Source organism: Rickettsia argasii T170-B, assembly GCF_000965185.1.
Lineage (GTDB): Bacteria > Pseudomonadota > Alphaproteobacteria > Rickettsiales > Rickettsiaceae > Rickettsia > Rickettsia rickettsii.
Window position 1 is genome coordinate 134,516 of the sequence record NZ_LAOQ01000002.1, and the last position, 17,436, is coordinate 151,951.

Consider the following 17,436-nt stretch of genomic DNA (forward strand, 5'->3'; position numbering starts at 1 on the left):
ATGTACGCTCCGCTCCTTGACTTATAGACTCCTTGCTCTTTTCCAAATAAAACTTCGTCTACTTACTGGTCACTTATTCAGAGTATCACATGAGAAAATTATTATTAATCATTACCGTTTTTTTTACTTTTAATGTAGCACAAGCATCATTACCGAATATAGTAGCATCCGTAAATGATGAACCTATTACTCTTAATGAGTTCCGTGCTAGAAAAAAAATGATTATGGCACTAAATAATGTTGAAAGTCTAACGCCTGCTCAAGATAAGCAGCTAAGTGACTTAGCACTTAAGAGCTTAATTGACGAATCTTTGCTTTTTCAATATGCAGGAGATAGAGAAATTCCGCAAGAAGAGATAGATAACGCTATTCAGTCTATTGAAGATCGTAATAAAATGCCTAACGGTTCTCTTCTTCAGTATCTAAAAAGCAGATCAGTTAATCCTGATAGTTTTATTTCCCAAATTAAATCCGAGTTGATTAAAATGAATATTTTATCAAGTCTATCAAGATCGGTACAAATAAGTAATAAAGAAATAGATGTTGCAATTTTATCTAGCGATCAAAAAGACGTAGAAATTTCAATGCAAGTATTTACATCTAAAGATGGTGGCAATAAAGCGTTTACGCAGATGAATAATTTGAAAAATCGACTAAAAAAATGTGCGGATGTTAAAAAATCGCTTTATGATAATTTTGCTACTATGCAAATTATTACTGATAAGCTTAGCAAGATAGAAGGCGTAAAACAAACTATTGTAAAGGACTTAACTCCTGATAAAGCAAGTAATGTTTTTGAAGTAAATAACAAATTTGAAATAACATTAGTGTGCAGCAAAAAAATCTTAAATGTTAATGAAGATGAAAATAATTATGTAGTAAATTTCCTAACCAATAAAAAGATTTCGCAAAAAGCACAAAAAATGTTTGAAAATATGCGTAAGAAAGCAGCTATAAAAATAATGCTGCCGTCTTAGTGTGTGTTATTCTATGTCATTCCCGTGTAGGCGAGAATCCAGAAAAATAACCTTGATTATTAATACAGAATTATATTTGATAAAAACAAACATATAAAAACTTGTTTTTATATGTTTTACTGGATTCCCGCTTTCACGGGAATGACATACCCTATGCTCCCTTCAATTGCAAAACACGCAGCTTTACATCAAGTTAATCCTCTTAAAAAGCACGGACAAAATTTTATTTTTGACAGTAGTCTATGTGATAAAATCGTACGTGCAAGTAACCTGGCAGAAAATAGCCGAGTATTAGAAATAGGGCCCGGCACAGGAGGGTTAACTAGGTCAATATTGCAGAAAAATCCTGAATCCTTAACTGTTATAGAAACAGATGAGAGATGCCTACCGCTCCTTAATGAGATTAAAGAATATTATCCTAATCTAAATATTATTAAACAAGATGCTCTTGAAATAAATTTAACCGATTTAAGCTATGATACAGTCCATTCATTTGGATTTGCATACAAGAAGCGAGAAGCGAAGCCTATAACTAATAGGAGAGCGAACGATATAGGCGAGTCTAAATCAATTGACTATAAAGTAACTATAATCTCTAATTTACCGTACCATATAGGTACTGAGTTAGTGATTAGATGGCTGAAAGAAGCACGGCTAATTACTAGTATGACGCTAATGTTACAAAAGGAAGTAGTAGAACGTATTTGTGCTATACCCTCAACTAAAGCATATGGCAGATTATCGGTAATATGTCAGCTAATAGCTAAAGTAGAAAAGTGCTTTGACGTAGCGCCAACTGCTTTCTATCCACCTCCTAAAGTATATTCTGCGATAGTTAAACTAATACCTTTAGAAAATCCGCCGTCTATTGTTCTGATAAATAAAGTTGAGCAAATAACAAAGCTTGCTTTTGCAGGACGACGGAAAATGATCAAATCATCACTGAAAAATCTTGTACCTAATATACATGAAGTATTAACTCAGTTGAAAATCAATGATAATTATCGTGCTGAAAATCTTGCCCCTCAAGATTATTTGAGAATTGCTGAAATATTATAGCTTGCATCATTCAGCTTTATCTAACTTTTTTGCTTCTGCTTCTTGCTGTAGTTTATATTCTGCTGCTTTTTCATCTATATAGTTAAAAAAGAAATAACAGAAAGTTAAAAAACTAGTCAAAACTATTCCAGGAGTTATTAGTATTAACTTAAGCTCTTTCCTTGCATTTTGAGCTTTTAATTTCTTTTCTTCCTCTTCATCAATATAAGACTCAGAGGTTAAAATTTCTTCTTCTTTATATGTTAACTCTTTAACATTAGCTTATATATTAATGATAGAGTTTAATTATCATGTGAGAGAAGTAATTTATAGGGGGAGAGAATAAGTCAATAATTATATATTTAATAAATCTATCTTACTCAAAAATACGGCTTTTTCTATTTAATAGGTAAATACAATTTAGTTCTTGAGTCTTATAATAAAGCAATTGAACTTGATCCTACAAATTCTGAAGCACAATATAATAAACAACATTTATTAAAGCGTATGTATTATTAAGTAAAAAACGCTGCAAAGCTTTTACTTATTGCCTTTTCAATCTATTCTGTTTGCTAGATTTCTTTAGTCTAAAATAAGCGAAGCAGTGATGCTATTCGTCTATTGTAATTTGCTTGATTGCGAAATTGTCTTATGCAAATGTTCAGCTAAAGCAAACATATTAAATAGCATTGGCTTGGTGGTTAGTTTTTTGTGGCAATCTCTAAATCAGTTTCACTCATAATATCTAGTTGCGATGCGAATTAATACATTAGGGTCACAGCTACGCATTAATTTCGGTTATCGCTACAGGTTTCCTTGATATCAACAGCCTCAAGTGCTTATAAGATATTTAAAAGTTCCAGCGTGAGCGAAAAAAGATGTTTAGTAAATTTAATATTTGGGAACTTAATATTGAAACTTGAAAAGCTTGATTTTATGATGCGTTCGCTGTTTAATACATTGGTGAATTTGCCTAAAAATGGTAATGGTACCCGCGGCCGGACTTGAACCGGCAAGAGCTTACGCTCCACGGATTTTAAGTCCGTTATGTCTACCATTCCATCACGCGGGCAGTTGTGGATATTAAGGTTGCATTTGCTAAGTGGACAGATTAATAAAAAAAATACGAAAAAGCAAGTACTTTTATCGTTAATATATTAGTCTGATATGAAAAAGTTATTAAACACCTTTAAAATCGTTAGTTTACTCATTAATTTATTAGATAATTAACTTAAATAGTGACAAAATAGTAATAATATGATAGATTAGCTTCAGGAAGTAATACTTTCTCTTGCATGTTATTGACATGTTTATTGACAAATGCCGCAAGGTAAGGTAGTTTTACATAATGAATTTTTATCTGCTCTTATATTTAAGTAAGGCTTAAAGTAAAATTTAAGTTTTAGTTATTATAAACGTGTGTTAAGTTCAAATAAGTAATTTCTATCTAATAAAGGTTTTTATGGCTACAAATATAGTAGGTAAAGTTAAGTGGTATAATTCTACAAAGAATTTTGGATTTATTGAACAAGAAAATGGCGGCAAAGATGTGTTTGTACACAAATCAGCTGTAGACGCAGCAGGTTTACATAGCCTTGAAGAAGGACAAGATGTAATTTTTGATCTTGAAGAAAAGCAAGGAAAAGCCTATGCTGTTAACCTCAGAATTAAATAAATTTATAATACCAAAAGCAGCTATCCAAAATTGTTTATAATTTAGGGTAGCCTAGTCATCTTTATCAAAATAGTAAATATTTTGTTTTTGTCTTATAATAACCTATATAATTTTAAGTATAATAAATTATTTTTACTAAAGGGCATGAAAATGCCCTAAATATAATAATATTATTCTGGCTTGAATAAGATTCTAAAATAGTTGCATTATTCATTATCGTTTTATATATTTAGTTGGTGTTTTGTAATCTAGCTTAAGCATATTTTTTGATTCAGGATAATTATATAAGTCGTTATTTTAATTTACTATAACTTATTTTTTATACAATAGACCTCTTGCATAACTTATCTTATAACGGTAAGAACTGCTACTCTACGCAGCGTACATAGTTAAGTATGTAAGGATGAGAGAGCAGCGTCGATGTCTCATATATCTTTAAGAAATGAGTTATGTTAAGAGGTCTAATCAATAATGTGCATATTTTGATTTAAAACTATATTGGATTATATAATGAAAAATTTTAATTTATCTGAAGAATTAATTATTGCTCTCGAGATAATGAATATAACTGAGCCGACTGAAATACAAAAGCAATCGATTCCGGTTGCAATGGTGGGATCGGACATACTCGCTTCTAGCCAAACAGGTTCAGGCAAAACTCTTGCTTATTTATTGCCGTTAATTGATTCATTTATTAAAAATAAAACTACTGCTTTAATTCTTGTTCCGACTAGAGAATTAGCAATGCAAATACACAGTACTTTAAATAAATTAACTACATCCTATAAAATTAATAGTGCAGTTTTGATAGGCGGTGAACCGATGCCTAAACAATTTATGCAATTAAAAAAGAATCCAAAAGTGATTATCGGTACGCCGGGGCGTATTATTGATCACTTAAATAGGGGAAGTCTAAAAATTGATCGTATAGGCATAACCGTACTTGACGAAATGGATAGAATGCTTGATATGGGGATGAAAGAACAATTAGAAGAAATCAATAAATTTTTACCGGAAAAAAGACAAGTTTTAATGTTTTCCGCTACTATGCCAAAACATATTATTGCTGTTTCTCAAAAATATCTAAACAATCCGGTACGTATTACGGTAGGTGCTACTAATAAAGCAGCTGCAGAAATAAAACAGGAATCAATGCATGTTTCTGATAAAGAAAAATTTAGTGAATTAACTAAACAACTTGGTAATAGGGAAGGATCGGTCATTATTTTTGTGAAGACTAAACGCTCTGCCGATCAATTAGCTAAAATGTTGAAATATGAAAATCATACAGCAGAAGCTATACACGGTGATTTAAGTCAGCGTCAACGTGAAAGAGTAATTTTATCATTTCGTAAGTCAAACCATAGAATAATGGTAGCAACTGATGTAGCGGCTCGTGGGCTTGATATTCCTCATACACAGCATGTTATTAATTATGATTTACCTATGTGTCCTGAAGATTATTTACATAGGATAGGTAGAACGGGTAGAGCAGGGGCTACCGGACATGCGTTGTCTTTTATTTCTCCTGATGATGTTATTAGATGGCGTGCAATCGATCGTCTAGTAAATAAAGGAGAATCTACGCCACGTAGTGAGTTTAGAAGTGATAAAAATAATCGCAAAAGATCATTCGGTAAAAGAGCCGGCGGTGACGGTAAAAAGTTTAATGCTTTTGATAGTAGCCGTAAAAGAACCTTTGATGGTAACAGCTACGGTAATAAAAGAAAGAAAGTATCGTAGTTTAGATTTACGTCATTTATATCATTGCGAGGAAATACGAAGTATTGACGAAGCAATCTCAATAGTTTATTATTATCTCATGAGGTTGCCACGCAGCCTTATGGCTGCTCGCAATGATGATTAGATATCCATGTGGGCAAAGCCTTTGCAGGAATGACAACAGTATATTTTAAAGGAGGATAAATTCATAAGTTTAAATTTTTCACGATTTCAATATATATCTAATATTTTCTTTATATTAATAATTTCTTTTCCTGGAGGTTTAATTTATTTACTTACCGGTTCAACTCTTTCTTTTTGGCTTCGAGAATCCGGTTTTGATAAAATCACTATCGGGCTTTTGAGTTTAGTGAATTTTATTCATATATTTAAATTTTTATGGGGTCCTTTGCTTGAAAAAGTAAGTTTTGCTCCTTTAAGTAAGCGGGGATATAAATATTGTTTAATTATTGCTGTGGTTAGTTGTATTTTTTGTTTATATGTTCTAACAAATTTTAACCCTAACACTCATTTTATATCATTTGCTTTATGCTTAGTAGCTGTGGCATTTTTTTCATCCATTTATGATATGTTACTTTAATCATCACAGATGTTACTGATTACAAATAAAAATTGGGGCATAAGTGAGGCAGCTTGTACTACAGGCTTTAGAATAGGTATACTTATCACAGGTTCAGGAGCGTTATATTTATCTACTATCATGTCCTGGCAAGATGTTTATCGTGCTATGGCAATTTTATGTATACCGTCATTACTATTAATTATATTAATTATAATCTATCCGCTTAAATTTAAAGATAAGATAATTATTAATGATTTTGATAGATTTTGGCATGCTTTTTATGATTTTGTCAAGAAACCTAAATGGCTAATAATTGTTAGTTTTATGCTTCTATATCGTCTTCAAGATAATTTTCTGTCAATTATGCCGAATATGTTTTATCTCGATATTGGGTATACGAAGAAAGATTTAGCTCTTGGATATAAAGCTTTCGGTATGTGTGCTACAATCCTTGGAGGTTTTATAGGTGGGTTTTTGTGCCGAAAATATGAATATTCTTATTTGCTTAAAAGAGTATTAATATATCATGCTTTATCTAGCCTATCTTTTTTATTTCTCTATTTTTATAATCGAGATATTACAATTTTGTATATAGCGGTCTTTTTTCAAGAATTTACCAAGGGCTTAACTATGTCGCCGTTTTTTTCTTACCAATTAAGATGCTGTAGTTCTAAATATTGTATAACCCAAATTGCTTTAATTACTTCTATTGCTTATATTAGTACCATATTATTTGGTAGTATTTCAGGCTATGCAGCTACTTATTTAGGCTGGACTTATTTCTTTATTGTAGCAGGATTTTGTTTTATACCGGCTTATATATTAATTAGATATTTGCCGCCTTATGTTATTCCTAGCTAAAAGCGGGAATCTAGCACAATATTTATAATTGTCATTGCGAGGAGGCGTTGTTGTGTGGATCAATTTCACCTCTGTCATCCCGTGTCTTGACACCGAGTGCTTTACCGGTCCCTGCAACAATGCCTTGCGAGGAGCGTAGTAGCGACGTGGCAATCTCTCTTCAATTGCATGAGATTGCTTCGTCGGCATAAAAATGCCTTCTCGCAATGATGTGGATAGGTAGTATTGGGTTCCTGCTGATGCAGGAATGACATACTTTTGAGCGCAATGCAAAAATGCCTAAATACAAATATATTGTAAAAGTAGTATTATCAATTTATAATAATCAACAAATTTATTAGTGTGCTTTAATTATGTTTATTCAAACTGAAGATACTCCAAATCCGGATGCAATAACATTTTTCCCAGGGCAGGAAATAAGTAGTGATCAGCCGGTATTTTTTAGTGAGCTTGCTGAAGTAAAAGGAAGAAGCAAACTTGCAGCATCATTATTTCATATTAATAATGTAAAATCGGTATTTTTCGGTAGTGATTTTATAACAGTAACTAAACAAGCTGAAGGTAATTGGCAAGTTATAAAGCCTGAAATTTTAATGGTTATTATGGATCATTTTGTTTCAGGTTTTCCTGTATTTGAAGAAAACACCAAAGCAGATAATGTAAATCATAACCTTGATAGGCTTTCGGAAATAGAGAAGCAAATCGTAGAGATTATTGAAACTAGGGTGCGTCCATCTGTTGCACAAGACGGCGGCGACATAATATATAAAGGCTTTGAAAACGGTGTAGTTAAATTAGCACTTCGTGGTGCATGCCTTGGATGTCCTAGTTCCACCATCACCTTAAAAAACGGCATTGAGTCCATGCTTAAACATTTTGTACCGGAAGTGCAAGAAGTTGAAGCTGTAGAGGAAGATTTTGAGTAATTTAGTATGCTAACTGTGAGAGACTACAGACCTTGTTGTATAGGTTAGTCTTCGTCATTGCAAGAAGAAACTGCAAGTTTCGACGAGGCAATCTAGTAAAAAATTCTGATTTACAGAATTTTTGATTATTTTTTCTGGATTGCCACGCAGTCTACGATTGCTCGCGATAAATGTCATATAGTATATTAAATTTTTTTGAAGAATAGTATGGTCCTATTCTTCCTTTGCAGAATTGATTGTATCATTTTGATGCCAAATAACGTAATGTAGTTCAACATCTTTTGGAGCATATACTACGATAGGTAGTTTGCTATTATATCTTAAAAATGTTTCATCGCCTAAAAATACACTAACCGGTTGTATGGTTGCTTTTACGTTTGGGCATGCCATCATTAGCAGGGTGATCGCTAACTTGAGCGATTATATAATAATTATATCCCCATCCTTCTAAAGTTTTTGTTTCCAGCTTACCACCAAACCAAACACGATTACAATCTTGCATTGCATTTTTTGTTGCTTGCAATTCTACTTTTAGCTTTTCTTCATTGGACTCTATAGGTAAATGAATTACATAACGCTTTTGATTTTCAAGTGGTGTAGGATAGGGTGCAATATCTTTTAACCGCTTATCGGTATCAGCTAATAAAGCAGTATTTAAAAAACATGATATAAGAAATAGTATAATTTTATTTGGCATATGATTATTTTTTTAAGAATCCATTATCTCGCTTAGAGGAGTTATATAAGAAGAATTTATTTTACCATTGGCTATATCAGTACTAAAGCCTTCACTATAGTCAACATCACCATTTTCGTTTATTTTTGTACTTAAAAATAATATAGAATTTTCAAATTTATTTTCTTTTAATATAGGCTGATTATTTAAACTAAAAACTTTCATGGCAAGCCTTTCATTATTAGGTAATCTAAAATATATTTCTGATCCGTTATTGGATTCAAAAAAATTACATTTATTATAAGCACCTAAATAATAATAAATTATTTAATATATCTATGGTAACTTGTTCTTCAAGGTTTATAATCTTAGGAAATAATATGTAATTATTGTGATTATTTTGTATATTTGAAATAAGAATACTTTGAGAGTTATATTGTTGTTTTTCCAAATATATTTTTGCAAAATGATTTTGTTTTAATTCTGTAAAGGTTAGTTCAGCCTTATATTTTGTCACTAGAAAAGTTAGGTAGCGTTTCTATTAAATGAAAATCAAGGGAGGTTTCGCTAAATCTTGTATTTAGCATATTATTTTGATTCAATTCGGTAAAATCTAATGTGGCATAGTATGTTGCTCCGTCAATGTCTAAACTATATACAGGCTTATCTTCCAATATCTCTTCAAATAAATCTTCCCATAGCTCGTGTAACTCTTGTAAAAAATTTTGAGCATGTTCTTTAGTTTTACAAACATCAATTTGATTTGCAAAGCTTTTTGCTATAAAAAACTTTAAATCTTTTTGATCCGATAAAGATAAATCATGAATGTGACATTTAAATGTTTTATCTACATAATTTATTAGTGATGCAGTATCTGCAGGAAAATTTTTAGTTATTTCTAATAATTCTTTTTTTATGCTGTTCTGAAATTATATTCATTTTCTAATCTAATCCCGTTTCTTTCTTAAAAAAGCTGGTATGTCATGAATATCAGACTCTTTATTATCTTGATCTAGAGTACTAACAACAACGTTTTTGCGTTCTAAAGTTTGATTATTTGAAGCACGCAGAGAACCCCATATTTTTCCTAAAAATGATGGTTTGGGTGAGTCATCTTCAGATTTGTTGAAAGTATTGGCATGTAACCCTAGCTCTTTTTCATTTCCGATAAAATTTTGATTTATTGGAGAGTCGGTAATTTCAATATTTTCGGTACTGTAGCTGTTAAAATCAGGCATTTCTTCTATTTGTGTAGGTTGTGCTATAGCTTTATTATAAGTTTCCTCAGGAACTATATTGGTAGTTTCAGCTATTGCGGGTTTATATGTCGGTACTTTATCGGCATCAATACCGGTAGCAACAACTGATACTCTGATCATTCCTTTTAATTCCGGATTAAATGTTGAACCGAAAATAATATTAGCATCAAAGTTATCTACTTCTTCTCTAATTCTATTAGCAGCGTTGTCAACTTCAAATAAGGTCATGTCGGAACCGCCGGTAATATTGATTAATACACCTCTTGCACCGCACATTGAGCTATGATCTAGCAATGGATTTGAAATTGCAGATTCTGCCGCTTTAATAGCTCTATCTTCGCCACTAGCTTCACCTGTACCCATCATTGCTTTACCCATTTCGCTCATTACTGCTTTAATATCGGCAAAATCAAGATTAATAAGTCCCGGCATAATCATTAAATCCGTTACTCCTCTAACGCCTGCATGTAATACGTCATCTGCCATTTTGAAAGCATCGGCAAACGTCGTTTGTTCATTAGCAATACGGAATAGATTTTGGTTCGGTATTACAATTAGAGTATCAACGAATTGCTGTAATTCAATAAGTCCTTTATCGGCAGTTTTCATACGATGACCGCCTTCAAAATAGAAAGGTTTAGTTACTACCCCAACCGTAAGGATGCCTAGTTCTTTAGCAATGCGTGCAATAACCGGTGCAGAACCGGTACCTGTACCACCGCCCATACCTGCCGTAATAAATACCATATTGCTATTTTCTAGGTAACTACGAATTTCGCTTTCTGATTCTTGAGCAGCAAGTGCTCCAACCTCAGGAGAAGCTCCTGCCCCAAGACCTCTAGTCGTAGAAACACCGAGTTGTATTTTGTTAGTGCATAAAGAATGTTCAAGCGATTGTGCATCAGTATTAGCTACTACAAAATTAGCACCTTGCAGATTAGCACTAATCATATTATTTACTGCATTACTACCTGCACCCCCAACGCCGAAAACTGTAATGGTCGGCTTTAATACTATATTTTCAGGAGCTTTGATATTTAAAACCATGATACTCTTTTATTTTATATAATTAATGTTTAAGTATAATAAAAGATTTAGAAATTTCCATAAACTTTTTATGAAAAATATGGATTATTGTCTTTTATAGTGAATTAGCTTGAATTAGGGATGATTTATAAGAAATATTTTATTTTTTTAAGGGCATAGCGAATACCGTTAATACTAATCCATTTACGGTATGAGATATGTTCTTAAAAAATTAAAAGATGATATAGAAATTGTCCATAATTCAAGCTAATTCACTATATAATAGCGGAATGCCGTTATTATGACATGCTTTGATTAATGCTTTATCGTTAGTGGACATAGGCAGTCCTTCATGCATGTCAGTTAATAAATAAGTTGTATCATATGCAGTAAGATTGTTGGCTCTTGCAGTTTAATTTCATGTATGGAAAAATTTAAATTTGATATATTAAGGGGGAGAGAGTTTAAAAAATCTATAATTTTAATAACCTCTACTGATTTTATTCTAGCACGTTTTCTGCTATTAATATTACATTAGTTACTTCAAGTCTCCAAAGAGGCGGTACTATCACTCTAAACTTATAACAATAAGCTAATGTAAAATCTGAATATTTATCATGTTCATCATAAAAGAACCATGAGACAGTTATGGAGCAATCGGCTATAAACGGTTGAGAATTTACCATTTTCTACCTTCATCTCTAAGCTCTTTAATAGTATAAGGAGCTAATGTTTTGCCTTTGCGGAATTCTCTTATTTGCTCTACTATATTATCCATTTTAGATTTTTGAGTTATAATTTTTGCAATCGGCGTATTATGCTTACAAATGGTAATTTGCTCTCCGTCTTGTACACGCTGTATTAGATCAGAAAAATGAGTTTTTGCTTCGAGTAGGTTAATTTGATTAGATAAATTTTGTTTCACATAGGTAATATAATAAATAGACTAATTTAATATTATCCTATTTATAAGATTTTATACAGTTATACAGTGATATTAATAGTTTAAATTAATATCTTTATATAAAACCTAAGATTGACCAACCATTTTTTCAGGTACTAATATTTGATCAAATTCTGCTTCCGATAGAAGATTGAGTTTTTTAGCTGCTTCTTTTAAAGTGATCCCATGCTTATGTGCTTCTTTAGCAATTTTTGCGGCATTATCATAGCCTATATGCGGATTAAGAGCTGTAATAAGCATTAGAGATTTATCACGTAAATCATTAATGCGTGCTATATTGGGTTCTAATCCTTTAACACAGTGAGTAACAAAGCTATTTACGCTATCGGATAACAGCTCTATAGATTGTAGGATATTGTATATTATTACGGGTTTAAATACGTTAAGTTCAAGATGTCCGTTTGAGCCGGCAATAGTAACCGTGACATGATTTCCCATCACCTGACTGCACACCATTGTTAAAGCTTCGACTTGTGTAGGGTTTACTTTACCGGGCATAATAGAAGAACCAGGTTCATTTTCAGGTAAATGTAGCTCACCAAGACCGCATCTTGGACCGGAGCCGAGCAGTCTTATATCATTTGCTATTTTCATTAAGCTAACTGCTGTAGTATTAAGAGTTCCTGAAAATTCTACTAGTGCGTCGTGAGCAGCTAGACTTTCAAATTTATTAGGAGCCGTCTTAAAGGGTTGTTTAGTAAACTCTGCCACTTTCTCGGCAAATTTTATATCAAAGCCTATTTTTGAGTTAATACCTGTACCGACTGCCGTGCCTCCTTGGGCCAGTAGATAAACTTTTTGTAGTGCATTTTCTATGCGTTCTAAAGCATACTCTATTTGTGTAATATATCCGGAGAATTCCTGTTTAAGAGTTAAAGGAGTTGCATCCTGCAAGTGGGTACGTCCTATTTTTATGATTTTGTCCCAATCTTTTGACTTATCCTGCAAAGAGGTAAGTATATTATTCAAAGCTGGTATCAGTTGCTGTTTAGTTGCAAGTACGGTTGCTATATGCATAGCGGTTGGAAAAGAGTCGTTGGATGATTGTCCTTTATTAACATGATCGTTAGGATGTACCGGAGATTTGCCGCCTTTTTTGCCTGTTAATTCTTCGTTGGCAATAGAGGCAATAACCTCGTTCATATTCATGTTTGTTTGCGTTCCTGAACCTGTTTGCCAAACTACTAAAGGAAAATTATCCTCAAATTCGCCTTCTAAGATTCTATCCGTGGCTTTATCTATACTTATAGCGATTTTAGCTTCTAAATCACCAAACTCATGATTAACCTGTGCTGCACATTTTTTTAAAATAGCAAGAGCACGAATTAAAATTTCAGGCATTTTTTGCTTGCCTATTTTAAAATTTTCTAAAGATCTTTGAGTTTGAGCACCCCAATAAAATTTTTCTTCTATTTGAATTTCTCCAAAAGAATCACTTTCGGTTCTGTAATTTTTCATAAATTGTTAAATGTTATATAATTATCTATTTTTTTCATAAAATGATCACTTACTGCATTTAAGTCTAATTGCTGGGCTAATTTAGCAAAGCTATAATATAATTTGTCTGTTAAAGAAGCTTTTTTTAGATTCTTAGCAATAAATATTAATGTGCTTTCTATCATAAGATTACGATTAAAACTATAAAATTTTTGCCAATGTTCGTTATATTTAGGTTCGGAAGATGCTATATAATCGGAATATATAGGTTTAGTAATTACTGCTTTACCTTGATATATATCAAATATAGTATCATTAATTAATCTTTCATTCTTGAGGTTATTGATCACTTTATCAAAAAAATTGTTTAATATAGCTGTTGTTATCTCTTTTTCTGTAAGTGCATTTATAAATATGTCTAATTGTTTTTCAAAACTCTCGATAATTTGTTCATTTGGTCCCCTTTTCATGACTTTTCTCTCAGATTAATTGATATAATAAAAGTTTATGACTTTAATTTTAGTAGACTAAATATTTATATCGAAGTAAATAAAAAACAATATTTGATTTATTAAAAATATTATTTATGTAATGAATGAAAAATTATAGAAGCGGCATTTGATACATTAAGACTTTCTACTCTCTGAGAAATAGGGATTTTGGCTAAATAATCACATGTTTCTGCAACTAATCTTCGTATGCCTTTATCTTCTGAGCCAAATACCAATACTATTTTATCGGAAATTAATTTATCGGTAAAGTAGTCATTTGCAGAACCTGTGAGACCTATAATCCAAAAGCCGTGTTTTTTAAGATAATTCATACATGAGCGTAAGTTAGTAACTTTAATTATAGGTATTAATTCTAAAGTACCGCAAGCCGCTTTAGCAATGCCACCGCTTTCATTTGGAGAATTATCTTGAGGTAATATTATAGCATTTATATCAAAAGCAGCGGCACTACGAATAATTGCTCCAATATTTTGTGTGTCTGTTATTTGATCAAGAATCGCAATTTTACATTTTGGATTTGTTATATCTATGTCCTCTAAATTGTAAGAAAAAATTGGTCTAATTTTTGCAGCTATTCCTTGATGTGTTTGGTTTTCCAGTAATTTGGATAAAATATCGTTATTAACAATTTCATAAGATCTAGTACCTATTAATTTTTTGTTTGTATCAAAAATTTCCCTAGTGCATAAAATATTGTCAATTTGACGTTTTGGATTATTTAGAGCAGAAAATACAGGATGTTTCCCATACATATAATAACAATGTTTAGAATCAAGTTTTTTATTTTGCATCTTATTGAAAACCGTCAGTAATTTGTTCTTGACAGAAACTACAATTTATTATAGAAAGTTACAACTAAATAAATGTGCAAGCTGCTATTTGTTTATTTGATGATTCGGCAAGAAGTTTTATTAAGTCCTAATACTAATTATATATTGTATTTTACAGTGAATTAGTCTATTTAATACAGTAAAGTTCTTTAGGAGGGGTGGCCGAGTGGTCAATGGCAGCAGACTGTAAATCTGCCCGCGTAAGCGTTCGAAGGTTCGAATCCTTCTCCCTCCACCACTTAAATGGTTCAGGGAAGCATATCATTTTATTTAAAAATAAAACATAATTGTTTTATAAATCTGAATAAAATTGATATAGCACTGTTAACAAAATAACTTTGAAATTATTTTATTAATAGTGCCACAATGCGGGTGTAGCTCAATGGTAGAGTTCCAGCCTTCCAAGCTGGTTGTGTGGGTTCGATTCCCATCACCCGCTCCAGAGATAGTGGTAACAAATAAATTTAGCAAAAAAAATGCACTTATAAAAAAATAACTTGTATTAAACCTAAAAAATTGTAGAGAGTAATAATATGGCAAAAGCAAAATTTGAACGAACTAAACCGCACGTTAATATAGGTACGATCGGTCACGTAGATCACGGTAAAACTTCCTTAACGGCAGCAATAACTATAGTACTTGCTAAGACAGGTGGAGCACAAGCTACAGCGTATGATCAAATTGATGCTGCTCCTGAAGAAAAAGAAAGAGGTATAACTATTTCCACTGCACACGTAGAATATGAGACTAAAAATAGACACTATGCACACGTAGATTGTCCGGGACACGCTGACTATGTAAAGAACATGATAACCGGTGCCGCTCAGATGGACGGTGCAATATTAGTAGTTTCTGCTGCTGATGGTCCTATGCCGCAAACTAGAGAGCATATATTACTAGCAAAACAGGTAGGTGTGCCTGCTATGGTAGTATTCTTAAATAAAATAGATATGGTGGATGATCCTGATCTATTAGAACTAGTAGAGATGGAAGTAAGGGAATTATTATCAAAATATGGTTTCCCGGGTGATGAAATACCTATTATTAAAGGTTCTGCACTTCAAGCTTTAGAAGGAAAGCCTGAAGGTGAAAAAGCTATTAATGAGCTAATGGATGCAGTAGATAGCTATATACCGCAGCCTGTAAGAGCTACGGATAAACCTTTCTTAATGCCGATAGAAGATGTATTCTCTATTTCAGGACGAGGTACTGTTGTAACTGGTAGAGTAGAGTCAGGAATAATTAAGGTAGGTGAAGAAATTGAAATAGTCGGTCTAAAAGATACGCAAAAAACTACCTGTACCGGTGTAGAAATGTTCAGAAAATTACTTGATGAAGGACAAGCTGGAGATAATGTCGGTATATTACTACGCGGTACAAAAAGAGAAGAAGTTGAAAGAGGACAAGTTCTCGCAAAACCTGGTAGCATAAAACCGCATGATAAGTTTGAAGCTGAAGTATATGTGCTTAGTAAAGAAGAAGGTGGACGTCATACCCCATTTACTAATGACTATCGTCCGCAGTTCTATTTTAGAACAACAGATGTTACCGGTACAATAAAATTGCCTGCTGATAAGCAGATGGTTATGCCTGGAGATAATGCTACTTTTACAGTGGAATTAATTAAACCGATTGCGATGCAGGAAGGGTTGAAATTCTCTATACGTGAAGGTGGTAGAACAGTGGGTGCCGGCGTAGTAACTAAAATAAATAATTAATTGATTTTATAAATACCTATTATTTTTTAATAATAGGTATTTATATTTTAAGAGGTAATAGACATTTTCCCGAACTGGCTTATAGAGAAGAATTTGAAGGAGGTACGGAACGCAGAACCGCAGCGTATATAACGGACGTGAGGATTCGAGTGCCGGATCGACGTACAAGTTACCTCTAGAAGTAAAGTTTGGAAAGATGTCTAAAAAAACATCTTGCTGTTTAAATATTAGGTTTACTGAATGAAAAATAAAATCAAAATTCGTTTAAAATCATTTGATCACCGTAGTCTTGATCAAGCTACAAAAGAGATAGTTAGTGCTGTTAAAAGAACGTTTGCTAACATTAATGGTCCTATTCCTTTACCTAAAAAAATTGGAAGATTTACCGTAAATAGGTCTCCTCATGTACATAAGAAGTCAAGAGAGCAATTTGAAATTAGAAAGCATAAAAGATTATTAGTTATAGGTGATCCGAATCCAGCGGTTGTCGATGCTTTAAGTAAAGTTGATTTAGCAGCAGGTGTTGATGTAGTGATTGAATTAGAGAGTGGGGAATAAATGAGAACCGGTATAATTGCTCAAAAAATTGGGATGACTAGTGTTTTTAATGATAAAGGCGAAAGAATTTCTTTAACATTAGTAAAAGTTGATGATTGTCAAGTAGTAGGACATAAAACTCTAGAAAAACATGGATATAATGCTTTGGTTATAGGTATAAAAGATAAAAAAATATCTAGAGTAACCAAACCTATGAGACAAGTTTTTGCTAATGCTAAAATATCTCCTAAAACTAAATTAAAAGAATTTAGAATTTCTGAAGAGAATTTTATTGATATAGCAGCAAGTCTAGAAGTAGACCATTTTACGGCAGGACAATTTGTGGATATAACGGCAACTACTATAGGTAAAGGATTTGCCGGTAGTATGAAAAGACATAATTTTAGAGGTCTTGAAGCTTCTCACGGTGTTTCGATATCCCATCGTTCGCATGGTTCTACAGGACAAAGACAAGATCCAGGAAAGGTTTTCAAAGGCAAAAAAATGGCTGGTCATATGGGATGTAACCAAGTTACTATTCAAAATTTGAAAATATTTGCCGTTGATAAAGAGCGTAAGCTTATTATGATTCAGGGTAGTATACCCGGTCACAAAAATTCGTATCTTTCAGTAAAAGATGCAATAAAAAAGATTTCAATAACTGTATAATAGATATTTAGACATGTTTGTTGAGG

At 32.4% G+C, this 17,436-nt stretch carries 15 protein-coding genes, 3 tRNA genes and 5 pseudogenes; 13 read left to right on the forward strand and 10 right to left on the reverse strand.

What is annotated here, in order from left to right; translation table 11 throughout:
• The first annotated feature begins 89 nt into the window (after positions 1 to 89).
• Positions 90 to 977, forward strand: a complete 888-nt coding sequence (locus tag RAT170B_RS03065) for a SurA N-terminal domain-containing protein (RefSeq protein WP_045805591.1) — start codon at positions 90 to 92, stop codon at positions 975 to 977.
• Positions 978 to 1,130: 153 nt separating this feature from the next.
• A complete protein-coding gene (rsmA, locus tag RAT170B_RS03070; protein ID WP_045805592.1) occupies positions 1,131 to 2,036 on the forward strand; it encodes a 16S rRNA (adenine(1518)-N(6)/adenine(1519)-N(6))-dimethyltransferase RsmA in 906 nt (301 codons plus the stop codon).
• A 6-nt stretch (positions 2,037 to 2,042) separates the two neighbouring features.
• Here the strand turns inward: rsmA and RAT170B_RS08515 are convergent, their stop codons facing one another.
• On the reverse strand, positions 2,043 to 2,261 hold the full coding sequence (locus tag RAT170B_RS08515; RefSeq protein WP_082068648.1) for a hypothetical protein: 219 nt from the start codon (positions 2,259 to 2,261) through the stop codon (positions 2,043 to 2,045).
• A gap of 159 nt (positions 2,262 to 2,420) precedes the next feature.
• On the opposite strand from RAT170B_RS08515, the gene RAT170B_RS09670 reads away from it, so the two are divergent.
• Positions 2,421 to 2,534, forward strand: a complete 114-nt coding sequence (locus RAT170B_RS09670; protein ID WP_231839142.1) for a tetratricopeptide repeat protein — start codon at positions 2,421 to 2,423, stop codon at positions 2,532 to 2,534.
• 467 nt (positions 2,535 to 3,001) lie between these two features.
• On the opposite strand, the gene RAT170B_RS03075 is transcribed toward RAT170B_RS09670, so the two are convergent.
• Positions 3,002 to 3,087, reverse strand: a tRNA-Leu gene (locus RAT170B_RS03075).
• Positions 3,088 to 3,477: 390 nt separating this feature from the next.
• Between RAT170B_RS03075 and RAT170B_RS03080 the strand changes: the two genes are divergently transcribed.
• From RAT170B_RS03080 to RAT170B_RS03095, 4 genes and pseudogenes are all read left to right on the forward strand, one after another.
• Entirely contained in the window at positions 3,478 to 3,690 is a 213-nt protein-coding gene (locus RAT170B_RS03080) for a cold-shock protein (RefSeq protein ID WP_008579233.1), read from the forward strand.
• Positions 3,691 to 4,200: 510 nt separating this feature from the next.
• Entirely contained in the window at positions 4,201 to 5,433 is a 1,233-nt protein-coding gene (locus RAT170B_RS03085) for a DEAD/DEAH box helicase (RefSeq protein WP_045805593.1), read from the forward strand.
• Between the two features lie 349 nt (positions 5,434 to 5,782).
• Positions 5,783 to 6,856, forward strand: a pseudogene (locus RAT170B_RS03090) (MFS transporter).
• A gap of 353 nt (positions 6,857 to 7,209) precedes the next feature.
• Positions 7,210 to 7,782 carry a NifU family protein gene (locus RAT170B_RS03095; RefSeq protein ID WP_045805594.1) on the forward strand — a complete coding sequence of 191 codons (573 nt, stop codon included), beginning with the start codon at positions 7,210 to 7,212 and terminating at the stop codon, positions 7,780 to 7,782.
• 213 nt (positions 7,783 to 7,995) lie between these two features.
• Here RAT170B_RS03095 and eco read toward each other — a convergent pair.
• The 8 genes and pseudogenes from eco to rlmB form a co-directional block, all read right to left on the reverse strand.
• A pseudogene (gene eco, locus RAT170B_RS09680) lies at positions 7,996 to 8,479 on the reverse strand (serine protease inhibitor ecotin).
• A 12-nt stretch (positions 8,480 to 8,491) separates the two neighbouring features.
• Positions 8,492 to 8,909, reverse strand: a pseudogene (locus tag RAT170B_RS12120) (hypothetical protein).
• A 496-nt stretch (positions 8,910 to 9,405) separates the two neighbouring features.
• Complete coding sequence (gene ftsZ, locus RAT170B_RS03120; protein ID WP_045805595.1) at positions 9,406 to 10,764, reverse strand: cell division protein FtsZ; 1,359 nt, start codon at positions 10,762 to 10,764, stop codon at positions 9,406 to 9,408.
• A gap of 342 nt (positions 10,765 to 11,106) precedes the next feature.
• Positions 11,107 to 11,429: pseudogene (locus tag RAT170B_RS03130) on the reverse strand (type II toxin-antitoxin system VapC family toxin).
• Positions 11,423 to 11,668 (reverse strand): type II toxin-antitoxin system Phd/YefM family antitoxin, encoded by a 246-nt coding sequence (locus RAT170B_RS03135; RefSeq protein WP_014121000.1) that lies wholly within the window; start codon positions 11,666 to 11,668, stop codon positions 11,423 to 11,425. The pseudogene RAT170B_RS03130 and the gene RAT170B_RS03135 overlap by 7 nt, the downstream one beginning before the upstream one ends.
• Before the next feature lie 105 nt (positions 11,669 to 11,773).
• Entirely contained in the window at positions 11,774 to 13,165 is a 1,392-nt protein-coding gene (gene fumC / locus RAT170B_RS03140; RefSeq protein ID WP_014120999.1) for a class II fumarate hydratase, read from the reverse strand.
• Positions 13,162 to 13,614 (reverse strand): hypothetical protein, encoded by a 453-nt coding sequence (locus tag RAT170B_RS03145; protein WP_014014640.1) that lies wholly within the window; start codon positions 13,612 to 13,614, stop codon positions 13,162 to 13,164. Before RAT170B_RS03145 ends, fumC begins: the two co-directional genes overlap by 4 nt.
• 110 nt (positions 13,615 to 13,724) lie before the next feature.
• A complete protein-coding gene (gene rlmB, locus RAT170B_RS03150) occupies positions 13,725 to 14,447 on the reverse strand; it encodes a 23S rRNA (guanosine(2251)-2'-O)-methyltransferase RlmB (protein ID WP_014120998.1) in 723 nt (240 codons plus the stop codon).
• A 191-nt stretch (positions 14,448 to 14,638) separates the two neighbouring features.
• On the opposite strand from rlmB, the gene RAT170B_RS03155 reads away from it, so the two are divergent.
• The 6 genes and pseudogenes from RAT170B_RS03155 to rplC all read left to right on the forward strand — a co-directional run bounded on the left by RAT170B_RS03155 (position 14,639) and on the right by rplC (position 17,410).
• Positions 14,639 to 14,724: transfer RNA gene (locus RAT170B_RS03155), tRNA-Tyr, on the forward strand.
• 130 nt (positions 14,725 to 14,854) lie between these two features.
• Positions 14,855 to 14,928 (forward strand) — tRNA-Gly (locus RAT170B_RS03160).
• Between the two features lie 91 nt (positions 14,929 to 15,019).
• On the forward strand, positions 15,020 to 16,204 hold the full coding sequence (gene tuf / locus RAT170B_RS03165) for an elongation factor Tu (RefSeq protein ID WP_004997779.1): 1,185 nt from the start codon (positions 15,020 to 15,022) through the stop codon (positions 16,202 to 16,204).
• Between the two features lie 56 nt (positions 16,205 to 16,260).
• Positions 16,261 to 16,448: pseudogene (locus RAT170B_RS08535) on the forward strand (palindromic element RPE1 domain-containing protein); the annotation flags it as partial.
• Entirely contained in the window at positions 16,445 to 16,762 is a 318-nt protein-coding gene (rpsJ, locus tag RAT170B_RS03170; RefSeq protein ID WP_010977588.1) for a 30S ribosomal protein S10, read from the forward strand. The pseudogene RAT170B_RS08535 and the gene rpsJ, both read left to right, overlap by 4 nt.
• Positions 16,763 to 17,410 carry a 50S ribosomal protein L3 gene (gene rplC / locus RAT170B_RS03175; protein WP_014014637.1) on the forward strand — a complete coding sequence of 216 codons (648 nt, stop codon included), beginning with the start codon at positions 16,763 to 16,765 and terminating at the stop codon, positions 17,408 to 17,410. It begins immediately after the preceding gene.
• Positions 17,411 to 17,436: the final 26 nt, after the last annotated feature.

Coding starts and splice junctions, on each gene's coding strand:
- fumC (WP_014120999.1), bottom strand. CDS start 13,165: ATGAAAAATTACAGAACCGAAAGTGATTCTTTTGGAGAAATTCAAATA.
- RAT170B_RS03065 (WP_045805591.1), top strand. CDS start 90: ATGAGAAAATTATTATTAATCATTACCGTTTTTTTTACTTTTAATGTA.
- rsmA (WP_045805592.1), top strand. CDS start 1,131: ATGCTCCCTTCAATTGCAAAACACGCAGCTTTACATCAAGTTAATCCT.
- RAT170B_RS03145 (WP_014014640.1), bottom strand. CDS start 13,614: ATGAAAAGGGGACCAAATGAACAAATTATCGAGAGTTTTGAAAAACAA.
- rlmB (WP_014120998.1), bottom strand. CDS start 14,447: ATGCAAAATAAAAAACTTGATTCTAAACATTGTTATTATATGTATGGG.
- RAT170B_RS03080 (WP_008579233.1), top strand. CDS start 3,478: ATGGCTACAAATATAGTAGGTAAAGTTAAGTGGTATAATTCTACAAAG.
- rpsJ (WP_010977588.1), top strand. CDS start 16,445: ATGAAAAATAAAATCAAAATTCGTTTAAAATCATTTGATCACCGTAGT.
- RAT170B_RS03095 (WP_045805594.1), top strand. CDS start 7,210: ATGTTTATTCAAACTGAAGATACTCCAAATCCGGATGCAATAACATTT.
- tuf (WP_004997779.1), top strand. CDS start 15,020: ATGGCAAAAGCAAAATTTGAACGAACTAAACCGCACGTTAATATAGGT.
- ftsZ (WP_045805595.1), bottom strand. CDS start 10,764: ATGGTTTTAAATATCAAAGCTCCTGAAAATATAGTATTAAAGCCGACC.
- rplC (WP_014014637.1), top strand. CDS start 16,763: ATGAGAACCGGTATAATTGCTCAAAAAATTGGGATGACTAGTGTTTTT.
- RAT170B_RS03085 (WP_045805593.1), top strand. CDS start 4,201: ATGAAAAATTTTAATTTATCTGAAGAATTAATTATTGCTCTCGAGATA.